This window comes from Paenibacillus wynnii (genome assembly GCF_000757885.1).
GTDB classification, from domain to species: domain Bacteria; phylum Bacillota; class Bacilli; order Paenibacillales; family Paenibacillaceae; genus Paenibacillus_AQ; species Paenibacillus_AQ wynnii.
This window is the reverse complement of sequence record NZ_JQCR01000003.1, coordinates 2128174-2139952: the sequence shown is the minus strand read 5'-3', so window position 1 is coordinate 2139952 and position 11779 is coordinate 2128174. Positions and strand designations below refer to the sequence as shown.

14 protein-coding genes are annotated in these 11779 nt (G+C 42.9%); 13 read left to right on the top strand and 1 reads right to left on the bottom strand.

Going from position 1 to position 11779, the window contains the following annotated elements; all coding sequences use genetic code 11:
* Nucleotide 1 precedes the first annotated feature (1 nt).
* The 7 genes from PWYN_RS25395 to PWYN_RS25365 all read left to right on the top strand — a co-directional run bounded on the left by PWYN_RS25395 (nt 2) and on the right by PWYN_RS25365 (nt 6504).
* Complete coding sequence (locus PWYN_RS25395; protein ID WP_036657783.1) at nt 2–967, top strand: NAD-dependent epimerase/dehydratase family protein; 966 nt, start codon at nt 2–4, stop codon at nt 965–967.
* Nucleotides 964–2160 (top strand): UDP-4-amino-4,6-dideoxy-N-acetyl-beta-L-altrosamine transaminase, encoded by a 1197-nt coding sequence (pseC, locus tag PWYN_RS25390; RefSeq protein ID WP_036657782.1) that lies wholly within the window; start codon nt 964–966, stop codon nt 2158–2160. Before PWYN_RS25395 ends, pseC begins: the two co-directional genes overlap by 4 nt.
* A gap of 15 nt (nt 2161–2175) precedes the next feature.
* Nucleotides 2176–2922, top strand: coding sequence for a cytidylyltransferase domain-containing protein (locus PWYN_RS25385; RefSeq protein WP_036657781.1), 747 nt, complete (start codon nt 2176–2178; stop codon nt 2920–2922).
* Between the two features lie 2 nt (nt 2923–2924).
* On the top strand, nt 2925–4004 hold the full coding sequence (pseG, locus tag PWYN_RS25380; protein WP_036657780.1) for a UDP-2,4-diacetamido-2,4,6-trideoxy-beta-L-altropyranose hydrolase: 1080 nt from the start codon (nt 2925–2927) through the stop codon (nt 4002–4004).
* Nucleotides 3991–4563 (top strand): UDP-4-amino-4,6-dideoxy-N-acetyl-beta-L-altrosamine N-acetyltransferase, encoded by a 573-nt coding sequence (gene pseH, locus PWYN_RS25375; RefSeq protein ID WP_036657779.1) that lies wholly within the window; start codon nt 3991–3993, stop codon nt 4561–4563. Before pseG ends, pseH begins: the two co-directional genes overlap by 14 nt.
* Nucleotides 4541–5590, top strand: a complete 1050-nt coding sequence (gene pseI / locus PWYN_RS25370; RefSeq protein ID WP_036657776.1) for a pseudaminic acid synthase — start codon at nt 4541–4543, stop codon at nt 5588–5590. Before pseH ends, pseI begins: the two co-directional genes overlap by 23 nt.
* A gap of 101 nt (nt 5591–5691) precedes the next feature.
* Nucleotides 5692–6504, top strand: coding sequence for a serine/threonine protein kinase (locus PWYN_RS25365; protein ID WP_036659179.1), 813 nt, complete (start codon nt 5692–5694; stop codon nt 6502–6504).
* A gap of 60 nt (nt 6505–6564) precedes the next feature.
* Here the strand turns inward: PWYN_RS25365 and PWYN_RS25360 are convergent, their stop codons facing one another.
* Nucleotides 6565–6780 (bottom strand): hypothetical protein, encoded by a 216-nt coding sequence (locus tag PWYN_RS25360; RefSeq protein WP_036657775.1) that lies wholly within the window; start codon nt 6778–6780, stop codon nt 6565–6567.
* Nucleotides 6781–7660: 880 nt separating this feature from the next.
* On the opposite strand from PWYN_RS25360, the gene PWYN_RS25355 reads away from it, so the two are divergent.
* The 6 genes from PWYN_RS25355 (at nt 7661) to PWYN_RS25330 (ending at nt 11775) form a co-directional block, all read left to right on the top strand.
* Nucleotides 7661–8335 carry a DUF4183 domain-containing protein gene (locus tag PWYN_RS25355; RefSeq protein ID WP_036659178.1) on the top strand — a complete coding sequence of 225 codons (675 nt, stop codon included), beginning with the start codon at nt 7661–7663 and terminating at the stop codon, nt 8333–8335.
* Nucleotides 8336–8418: 83 nt separating this feature from the next.
* The gene (locus PWYN_RS25350; RefSeq protein WP_036657774.1) at nt 8419–8700 is read left to right on the top strand and encodes a DUF4183 domain-containing protein; all 282 of its coding nucleotides are present in this window, start codon (nt 8419–8421) and stop codon (nt 8698–8700) included.
* Nucleotides 8701–8802: 102 nt separating this feature from the next.
* Nucleotides 8803–9237, top strand: coding sequence for a hypothetical protein (locus tag PWYN_RS25345; protein WP_052088402.1), 435 nt, complete (start codon nt 8803–8805; stop codon nt 9235–9237).
* A 127-nt stretch (nt 9238–9364) separates the two neighbouring features.
* Nucleotides 9365–9895 (top strand): hypothetical protein, encoded by a 531-nt coding sequence (locus tag PWYN_RS25340; RefSeq protein WP_036657773.1) that lies wholly within the window; start codon nt 9365–9367, stop codon nt 9893–9895.
* 10 nt (nt 9896–9905) lie between these two features.
* Entirely contained in the window at nt 9906–10565 is a 660-nt protein-coding gene (locus tag PWYN_RS25335) for a hypothetical protein (RefSeq protein WP_036657772.1), read from the top strand.
* A gap of 91 nt (nt 10566–10656) precedes the next feature.
* Nucleotides 10657–11775 carry a DNA alkylation repair protein gene (locus tag PWYN_RS25330; protein WP_036657771.1) on the top strand — a complete coding sequence of 373 codons (1119 nt, stop codon included), beginning with the start codon at nt 10657–10659 and terminating at the stop codon, nt 11773–11775.
* The last annotated feature ends 4 nt before the right edge of the window (nt 11776–11779 follow it).

The following is an 11779-nucleotide window of genomic DNA, read 5'->3' as shown; positions in this document are numbered from 1 at the left end:
TATGAACATACTCGTAACTGGTGGTACTGGTTTCATTGGTAGATGGGTCGTTGGACGTTTGTTAAAGGATGGTCAAAAGGTATGGGTATTAGATAACTTAGCGAATTCATCACTTGAGAATGTAAACGAGTTTATGGACAATGAAAATCTGCAAATGGTCAAAATTATGGATCTTAAAGATCGAGAATCATTAAAGGAGCTTTTTCGCGATACAAAATTTGATCTTTGTTACCACCTTGCAGCAAGTATCAATGTTCAAGACAGTATTGATGATCCTGAGACCACTTTTAACAACGACACAGTTGCTACCTTTTATTTACTAGAAGAATGCAGAAAGCAGCATGTGAAAATAGTCTTTATGAGTACATGCATGGTATACGCCAGAGCAAGTGAGGAACATGGAATTGACGAACAGTCCCCTATCAAACCGGCTTCCCCCTATGCTGGAGCCAAAATTGCTGCTGAGAATATGGTGTTATCCTATTTCTTTGCCTACGGTTTACCAGTAGTAGTCGTGAGACCGTTTAATACGTATGGTCCTTTTCAGAGAACCGGTGGTGAAGGCGGAGTCGTGGCCATCTTTATTCATAATAAATTAAAAGGCGAACCCCTAAACATCTATGGGGATGGCACACAATCACGGGATTTATTATATGTAGAAGATTGTGCTGATTTTGTAGTTGAAGCTGGTTACAACGATCAGTTAAAAGGAGAAATCGTGAATGCAGGTACAGGGGAAGATATTTCAATCAATCATTTAGCAGAGCTTATTGCAGATGAGCAAGTGCCTATTCATCATATTCCCCATATTCATCCTCAAAGTGAGATCCAAAAGCTGTTATGTAATTTTCAAAAAGCTGAAAAAACCCTGTTTTGGACACCGAAGGTAACGATTGAAGAGGGGATAAAACAGACGGAAAAATGGATACAATCTACCTTTCATAGAAAGGATCGTTTCAAATCATGAGCGGCAGCAAATTAGCAATCCATGGTGGAACCCCGGTGCGTAGTCACTATTTACCTTATGGAAGACAAGTCATCGATGAGGAGGATATCCAATCGGTTATTAAGGTGTTACAAAGTGATTTCTTAACAACGGGTCCTGCAATTGAGCAATTTGAATCTGAGATTGCAAGCTTCACAGGAGCGAAATATGCTGTGGCCTTCACAAGCGGAACAGCAGCATTACATGGTGCCTGCTATGCTGCCGGGATTGGCGCGGGACATGAGGTCATTACTACACCAATGACCTTTGCCGCCTCGGCTAACTGTATATTATACCAAGGAGCAAAGCCGGTATTCGCCGACATCGATCCGCTAACGTATAATCTGGATCCCAAACGGATCAAGGACAAGATAACAGAAAAAACAAAAGCAATCATTCCCGTTCATTTTACAGGTCAGCCAGTTGAGCTTGATGAAATCAATAAAATAGCCAAGGAAAAAAACTTAGTTGTGATTGAAGATGCGGCACATGCGCTTGGTGCAAAATATAAGAATAAAAGCATTGGCTCCATTGGAGATATGACGATGTTCAGCTTTCACCCCGTAAAGCATATAACAACGGGTGAAGGTGGAATAATTACAACGAATAACCCGATGTATTATGAGAAACTGCTGCAATTTCGGTCGCATGGCATTACACGTAACCCTGATCTTATGACTCAGAATCACGGTCCCTGGTACTATGAAATGCAATTCCTGGGGTATAACTATCGAATCACTGATATCCAGGCAGCTCTTGGCATAAGCCAGCTCAAAAAAATAGATCAATTTATTGATTTAAGGAAAAAATATGCGGCTATGTATAACGAGGCATTTCAACATACAAATACAATCCAAATTCCTTACCAGAGCAGTGAGGGTGACTCCAGTTGGCATCTGTATATCATCTCTCTTAACTTGGAGCAGCTAAGAGGCAGTAGAAAAAATGTCTTTGAAGCACTGCTTAAGGAGAACATAGGTGTGAATGTGCACTATATTCCAGTGCATCTCTTGCCTTATTATCAAGAGCTCGGCTACCCACAAGGGATTTGCCCGAAGGCAGAACAATTGTATAACAGAATGATTACGCTGCCGCTATTCCACGGGATGTCGGAGCAGGATGTTTATGACGTTATCCGTGCTGTAAATAAAGTCTTAGACTATTACTCTAAATGATATGAAGGAGATCCTATGAGAATAGTAGCGATCATACAGGCAAGAATGGAATCGACGAGACTACCGGGAAAAATTATGAAAGAAGTTGTAAGTAAACCTCTACTTGAATATCAGATAGAGCGAGTAAGACAAGCCAAGACCATAGACCAAATTGTCATTGCTACAACGACTAAGGATGCAGAACAGCCCATCATTGATTTGTGTAAACGAATGTCAGTGGATTACTACCGGGGTTCGGAGGAAGATGTCTTGTCCCGGTATTATCAAGCGGCTTGTTATTATGGGGCAGAGATCGTTGTTCGCCTTACTTCAGACTGCCCATTACTGGACCCGGCTGTTATAGACGAGGTAATAACTGTTTTTCTATCCAATTCAGAACGTTATGATTATGTATCCAACACCATTGAGAGAACCTATCCTCGTGGATATGATGTTGAGGTTTTCTCAATGAAGGTGTTGGAACAGGCATATAAGGAAGCGAGTTATGCTGCAGAGCGGGAACATGTTACCTCTTATTTGTATCAGCATCCTGAAGTTTTTAGATTAGGGCAAGTTAAGCAGACAACAGATTTAAGCTCTTATCGCCTCACAGTGGATACGGAAGCGGACTTTGAATTAATTGCGAGACTGATAACAGCTCTGTACAAGAGGAGAATAGAACGGTTCACGCTGGATGATGTTGTCTCCATTTTACAAGAGAATCCAGAATGGGTGCTACTCAACGCTCATATCGAACAAAAGAAAGTACACAGGAGATCTTAAAAATGAATATAATCTTTCGGGTCGATTCTTCATATGAAATGGGTACGGGTCATGTTATGCGTTGTGTAACACTGGCCAATGAACTTAAGAAAGAAAAAGCGAAAATATCGTTCATTTGCCGTGATTTACCTGGGAATCTATCAAACTATATAAGGGACAAGGGCTATCATGTATTTTTGCTGCCATTCCAAAGTGAACGAACTTATGCATCTTGGTTACAAGTGGACTGGGAAACAGATGCGATGGAAACCGCACAAATCCTGATTGAATGCTCGCCTGTTGATTGTTTGATCATTGACCATTATGGAATCGATTATAGATGGGAGAAATTAATAGAAGCGAATGTAGCGAAGATTGTTGTGATCGATGACTTAGCCGATCGGCCACATCAATGCAGTATTGTAATAGATCAGAATAGTTCATATGCTGAAGACCGTTATCATGATTTAGTCCCGAAAAGTTGCGTGAAGTTAATAGGGACTAGTTATGCAATACTTCGTCCTGAATTTCGGTCAGTTAAGAAGCAGTTAGCGGAGCGTGATGGAAGAATAAACAGAATTCTTGTGTTTTTTGGTGGCACAGACCCTACTCATGAAACATTAAAAGTATTACAAACATTAAGTAATTCCCGATTTTCTTATTTACACATTGATGTCGTAGTAGGTGAAATGAATACAAACAAGGATGTCATTGAACAGATGTGTAACACTATGCCAAATGCATTTTTTCATTGTCAGATTGATTATATGGCCGAATTAATGTGGAAGGCCGACTTTTCAATTGGAGCAGGCGGAAGTTCCACCTGGGAGCGGTGTTATTTAGGATTGCCTTCGCTTTCCATTGTAACTGCAGATAACCAAAGGGAAATAACAAAACGGGTCCATGATAAAGGGGCTACTAGATGCCTAGGTGTTAGTGCTGGAGTAACAACGAAAAGGATGGAAGACGAAATTAACACAATGCTTGCCAACCCCTTTTTGGTGAAAGAGCTATCTATAAAAGCCCTTCAGCTTATGGGAGAGGATAAATTCAATGAAGTCATAGACAATATTATTTTGGGAGGGGAAAATGACATCCATTAATGATTATAAACTGGAGAATTTAAGCCAAGGGGAAATCAATCTTGTATTGGAATGGCGTAATGCTGATCATATACGTCCTTTTATGAATCATGATGATTTGATTCCGTTAGAAGATCATTATCGATGGTTGGAGGCCGTGGAAAAAGATGCAAGTAAACTAGTAAAGCTGTGTTTTTATAAAGAAAAACCCATTGGTTTAGTTAACTTTTCACAAATCGATCCGAAGAACAAAACTTGTGAATGGGGATTCTATATTGGGGATAAGACCAGTCCTCGCGGGTCCGGGAAGATCATGGGGATCTTAGCTTTGGATTACATTTTTAAAGAAAGAAAGATGAGGAAATGTTGTGCTCAAATACTGGACTTTAATAGAAAGAGCTTATCCTATCACCAAAAATTAGGTTTTGCTGAAGAAGGCAGGCTAGTAAAGCAAATTCTGAAAAATAATAAATATGTCGATGTGGTGTTAATGGGTGTATTTAATGAACAATGGGAGAAGCAAAGTGAATTTCTAAAAGAGGAGGTTTTGAGAGCAAATGAAGGAAATCACGATCGGTAATAAACGTATAGGAAAGGGCAATCCTCCTTTTATCATAGCGGAAATGTCAGGGAATCATAATAAGTCACTTGACCGGGCGCTCGATATTGTGAAAGCTGCGGCAAAAGCAGGAGCGCATGCGTTTAAAATTCAAACGTATACTCCTGAAACGATGACACTTAATATCCAAACCGGAGATTTCAGGATTGAATCCAATGGACTTTGGAAAGGGAAGTCTCTATTTGAACTCTATAAAGAGGCGTATACCCCTTGGGAATGGCATCAGACGATCTTTGATTGTTGCAGGGAATTAGGTATGATTCCTTTTAGTACACCGTTTGATGAAACATCGCTTGAATTTTTAGAAACCCTTGATGTTCCTTGCTATAAAATTGCCTCTTTCGAAAATAATGATATCCCTTTATTAAGAAAGGTCGCATCCAAAGGAAAGCCGATGATTATCTCAACAGGGATGGCTTCCCTTGGTGAAATTGAAAATGTAGTAAAAACAATTACTGAGGCAGGCTGTTATGATTTCATTTTATTAAAGTGCACAAGCAGTTATCCAGCTTCACCCGGAAACTCGAATCTGAATACGATTCCCTATTTAAGAGATATATTTGATTGTCAGGTTGGTTTATCAGACCATACCTTGGGAATTGGAGCAGCTGTTGCAAGTGTAGCTCTGGGCAGCACAGTCATTGAGAAGCATTTTACACTTAACCGTGATGAGGGAGGAGTTGATTCTGCTTTTTCCTTGGAGCCTGAAGAATTTGCTTCACTCGTGAAAGAGACAGATGCTGCTTGGAAGTCATTGGGCGGGGTTTCAATCGGTCCAACAAAGGAAGAAAAAAATTCGCTTCAATTCAGAAGATCGATTTATATTTCTAAAGATATAAAGGCTGGCGAAGAGATGACAATGGAAAATTTAAGAATCATTCGTCCAGGATTTGGTTTAGATCCAAAATACTACGATCTACTTTTGGGAAAGCAAATTAAAAAAGATTTAAAAATGGGTACTCCATTAAGCTGGGAGCTGTTATTGTAGTAATGTTTTTCTTTTCATTGAGAATGTGTCCATTGGAATATATATTAAGATTATCGAGTCGTAGCCAAAGGCCTTAAAGCCATGGAGGGAGTGTGTTAACTTTGCTTGACAGGTGGCGCAATTTCATTCTGGCCTGGCGTGATTATCCGGCGCAGACCGGGACAGTGATTGGAGAACGGTATCGTGTAGTTCAGGTACTTGGCATCGGAAGTTATGGCATCGCATATCTCTGCCGGGATGAGCTGGAGAATTGTGAAGTAGCGGTGAAACTCGCCAAACCCAGCAAGAAGAAGACTGCTAAGCTTCTGCTGGAACGGGAGAGAGAGGTTCTCTCACGGCTGGACCACCCTTATATTCAAAGGCTGAGGAATTATGGGGAGAGTAAAAAGGGAAGCTGGATCGTAACCGACTATATTGCTGGTATGACAATGGAGGATCTGATTTTTGAGGAGAACCTTGTTATCGGTGAGCGTGAATGCCTGCGCTGGACATTAGTGCTCATGGATCGGATAACTCATGTTCATGAACCGGGATTTGTACATTTGGACCTGCGTATCCCAAATGTTATTGTACGGGACCAAGAGGTCGTGGTTATAGATTTTGGTCTGGCACGGCCCATTGGGGGTGGACAAGGTCAGTTCTGGGACGATACTGCGCTCAAATCTGTACCTCCAGCGGGCATGAAGCCTTACATCCAGTCGGATCTGTTCGATATTGGCCATTTAATGTTATACATGCTCTACTCCGGTTACCGTCCGGAACCGGGCATGCCGGAACGTCCCTGGGAGGAGGAACTCAGTCTTTCCACTGCGGTACGGCAGATACTCAGGCGTCTTCTAGAGGAGGATAACCCTTATCCTGACTCTGCCACTTTTGTTGCTGATCTGTACACGGCACTGGGTGGAGTCCCGTGATGATGCTGTAGACAGCAAAGAGCCGCCCGTATCAACGGGACGGCTCTTAACAATGAAGAATCAACTGGAACTGCCGCGACGGTTCTTATAATACCCGTGTCCGTTACTTCCTCCGCTATGTCCGTGACCGGATGAGGAATTCCGGTGACTGCGGTGACCTGCACTGCTTGAATAATGGACATGACGTCCTCTGTGGCTGCTGGAATGCTTACGGTGTGCTCCAGGTTTGGATTGCTCTAATGAATGCAGGACTTTGCCAAGTAATTTTTTAAACATTTTAAACGCCTCCTTGAGAGAATGTACTAATTATCCGCTTTGCTTTAAAGTTCAAATTTTAAATGATCTTGACATTACATACGATTTAACTCCCGCAGGGTTTCATTATTTGGCACGATCTGGTTTTCGGATTGGTCACGACACAAGATTTAAAATCCTGCGGCGGGTGACCGCCGTACGGGGTTGGGTTGGGCCTGTCCTAAGCGTACAAGAAGAAACCTTGAGAAATCAAGGTTTTTTTATGGACTAGCTCCCGTTAAAATCCAATAAAAACTCCTTTTCAATCCTTGTCTAACCACAAGTTCTAGAGAGGAGTTTTTATTTTCGAGAAAAGGTGCTGCAACGGCGAAATGTAGTGTAAAAGTACAATTGAATGCGAGGAAAGGTGCTCCTATGGCGGAATGAAGTGTAAAAGTACAATTGAATGCGCGGAAATGAGCTCCTGATGCGGGATAATGTTACACCATGGAGCTTGTGACCGTATCATATCCGTTGTATCTTATCTGCTCTCGTTTAGCAGATTTTTTTATCAGAAAAATAGAGTATGGCCTATTTAGTTTAGTAGTCTAGACCTCCTATAGGGCAATAACATAAATTGTTTTATAAGGAGGTGAATGTCTTGATGTTCTACAATATCGGAATGGATCGAACCCCAAGTAAGCCTTACCTACTTGATAAGAGATATATAGTTAAAACAAAGTTTATTCGAGGAACTTCTAAATCTCATCCGCGATTGAAAAGCTCTACATCCAGTCGAAGAAAGAATTGTAGAAAGAAAACATATTTAATTCATCCTCTGAAAAGAAAACGGAAAATAAAATGTAAAAAGACTATTTTAAGTAAGAGAAGAAGATTTATACACATATATCCACCGGCAACAATGAATTCAATCGGTCCGCAAGGAGCTCAAGGGTTTCCTGGGGAACACGGATCGCAAGGTGCTCCGGGCAACCAAGGATTAAGAGGCCCCCAGGGTTCCCAAGGTCTCCCGGGAGCCGCAGGCCCCCAGGGTTCCCGAGGTCTCCCGGGAGCCGCAGGCCCTCAGGGTTCCCAAGGTCTCCCGGGAGCCGCAGGCCCTCAGGGTTCCCAAGGTCTCCCGGGAGCCGCAGGCCCTCAGGGTTCCCAAGGTCTCCCGGGAGCCGCAGGCCCTCAGGGGTCCCAAGGTCTCCCGGGAGCCGCAGGCCCCCAAGGTTCCCAAGGTCTCCCCGGTCCCACTGGTCCCGCAGGCCCAACAGGTCCAGCAGGGTCTTCGCCCCAGATTAATAGCACACTAACGGCTGATAGATATTTCTATACGGCAGACTCTGACATTTCTCCACCAATGGATATTCCCGCAAATCAATTCACCAACGATAACGGGGACTCTATTACTGAATTTCCGGCTCTTGATCAGAATAGTTATGCGGATCTTTTCATCAACGGGATTATGCAAGTGGGTGGCACCTATAGTGTAAGTCCAAGCACGTTGAACCTACTTAATAACCAAGACACTATTTTTACAGGAACGCCCTTATCCTTAGAATTCGTTCAGCTATTGGTTCAGGTAATCCAATAAAATGTATAAGTGGTTTCAGCCACTTGCCCTTCCCATTTTCTATCAGTTGCATAAACTAGATTTGAGAAGCGAGGTGATACAAGATGGCTATAATCAAACCCTTTGTTGCTGCCAGAAGATTTAGTACTACAGCAGGCGACGGAACCGGCACCGGCGCTACTTTTAATATTCTTGCTACAGCCACTACCAATGATGCTGGGGTAGCTGCTACAGCATTTCCAGTTCCTACGTATTATAATCTTTACATTAATGCGCAGATTCAAACCTCTGATACTTCTACTCTTACAACCGCTGCAATCACTATTCCAGACGGGGATACACTAGATGACGCTACCCCAATTATCATTGAAATTGTTGTAACCTAATCATCCATAGTAATGAGATGCCGACAATTTTTCTCTATGAAATTGTCGGCGTTTTTTTCAATAACATATCTACTAAAATATACAAAGCAGGAAGTGATAATAATGGCGATAATATACCCTATCTATCCGCCCGTAGTGTCCGGATTCATTTACAATGTCGGTGCTCAATCTGTTCCTGTAGAGTCTGATATAGTTTTTGATACTAATGGAATTCTCAGTGCTGGAATTATGCATATTCCTGGATCTGCTCAGATTGTAGTTAGCAACTTCGGTAGTTATGAGGTCGATTATTGCTTGTCAGGTGTAGAACCCTGCCAATTCGCATTATTTTTGAATAGTACATTGGCAACGGGGACGATTTACGGTTCAGGCGCCGGTACACAGCAAAATAGTGGTCAAGCTATAATTGCTGCAGCGGCCGGCGATGTCCTTACTCTGCGAAATCACAGTTCATCCTCCGTAATTACCCTGCAAATATTAGCCGGCGGTACACAGACCAGCGTAAACGCTTCATTGCTTATCAAGAAATTGAGTTAGCATGGCATCCTTTGCTTTGCTCTGGGAGGAGTACATAGATGTTTGGCGAAGTGGTAGGATATTGGAGAGAGAAGGACAAAGGTGTATCCTAAAGAGAAAAGATTAGACTGTTGAATGAGGTGAAATCATGGATGAACAAGCCCAGGGAGCCAAGGAACTATTCGCCTTATATTATGGAAGCTTACTCCATATGCATCGTGAAGGGAAATCCGAAGAATATAGGTCATACAACATTTCAAAAGAAATTGAAATCGAGTGGTTTCAAGAAATGATAGAAAAGCATTCCAAGGATTTATCGATTCGGAACTGGGACGCTGTGGCCTCCTTAAGTTCAATTGCCAAGAATTATCAGGATAGCAGTATGGTCGAGAAGGTAGCTTCCTTTGCGGCTCGGAATATTATGAGTGCGGACAGCATCGTTAAATTGATGTTCGCTGAAGGTATGGTGGAGATTATCCGTTCTAATAAAAAGGTATTATCGAAGGAACTTTTATTCAAAGCCTGCAAGGGTACTGTGGAAATATTGGAGGGGATTATCTCTCTGCCGCTAGTGATTGATCCGGGGCATGAATTAGAGCAATTTCATATCAAAGACAAGCGTTCATTGAATAGCAGAGCTAAACAAGGTGTACAAGCCGTAATGGACATTCTGAATTGAGGTGACAAGTATGAGGTTACTCGTAGCTCAACCTAATCACGAAGCAGGTCTAGAACATTTAATAGAAGAGCTCAAGCAGTATGAAAGTTATGATGCTGTCTTATACCCTGAAGGATATGTGTTAGGCGATAGCGGTGTACTTAGTCTCTGCAAGTTGGCTAAACAATACAAGAAACTGATCATCACAGGTTATAGAGATCGGAATAACAAGGATCGGGCGCTAATCATTAATTCTTGCGGAGATATTATACTAGAACGTGCCAAATCTCCTATGAACGAGAGCTTATACAGCCCGTCTGTTACCATGGTGGATAATATTACAATAGGCTATTTGTTGTGTGTGGAGATTCTGCAAGGGTTTGCTGGATTAGAAGGGATGGAGGGCCCCGGAGAGACGATTGACATCATTATGCATCCGATTGGAGTAGGGATGTTCAGTGATGAGCAGTTCGCAGAGTGGATTGAAGAAGCCACGAAGATTGCTCTAAAATATAATGCGATGATTATAGGTACAAGCCATGCAGATGGCTCCTATCGAAACTGTGGCGTCTCCATCCCGATATCCTACTGTATTGATTCTACTGGGGAGCCTATCTACATATCTAAGAACGATACAAGGAGCCGTATCATACATCTTAAAACCCGGCAGTTCGATATACTCGGCCAATAAAATCAATATGACATAAGGTTGTCCAGTTCTCTATGATAAGATTTTCCAAAGTGAACTAGAGTGCTGAGTTAGCATATGGGAGGACAAGAGAGTGGCGGAACCTTTAAAGGCTATGTATAATGAGGATTTTTTGCGTCGTTTCGGTCAGCAGGTTCATGCTGTTCACGGGACGTTTGATACGGAGGGCTTTATTGCAACTACAATGGCATCTCCATGGGATGAACTGGAGCTCAAAGCGCGGATGAGGAGGATTACTGAATCACTGGGAACTCATCTGAATCTTCCGTATGCAGAGGCGTTGGAGGTTCTATTCACGATTGAAGAGGAGTGCGTCGGCTTTCCGTACCTCTTTTTCCCTGATTTTGTAGAGGTATTCGGGCAAGCGGAGGAAGATTGGGATTTGTCTATGAAGGCGTTGGAGAGATTCACCTCGAAGTCTTCTGCTGAATTTGCTGTCAGGCCGTTTCTACTACGGGAGCCAGAAAAAATGATGCGCCAAATGGAGATTTGGTCAAAACATCCGGGTGAGCATGTTCGGAGGCTTGCGAGTGAAGGCTGCCGACCGCGTTTGCCTTGGGGACAGGCACTTCCAATGTTCAAGAATGATCCAGCGCCGGTACTTCCTGTACTGGAGCAGCTTAAGGCGGACACATCACTCTATGTACGTAAGAGTGTAGCTAATCATTTGAACGATATCGCAAAGGATCACCCGGAAGTGGTACTTGAAGTAGCCCGCCGCTGGAAGGGTGTACATCCGAATACAGACTGGATTGTTCGGCATGGTTGCCGTACCTTAATTCGAAGAGCCGATCCTGAAATAATGTCCTTATTTGGTTATGCGACTTCTGAGGAATCATCTCCCCTTACAGTTGGGGCCTCAATACTTGTGGATCCCCGGGTAGTCCAAATTGGCGGGAGCTGCACACTGAATTTTGAGTTAAGTATAAGAGAAGGTGAATCCGCGCGGATCCGTATCGAATACGGAATTGACTTCGTGAAGGCCACCGGGCGGACATCCCGCAAATTGTTTTTGTTATCTGATAAAACCGTACCTGGGGGTACCAGTCTAAAGGGAACGCGAACTCATCGATGGTCCGACCTGACAACCCGCCGCCATTATGCAGGGGAGCACAAGATAGCGCTGCTGGTGAATGGTATAGAGGTGGCTTTTGCCATAATAAGCCTTCACCCCCAAGCATTAAATCAATAAATTG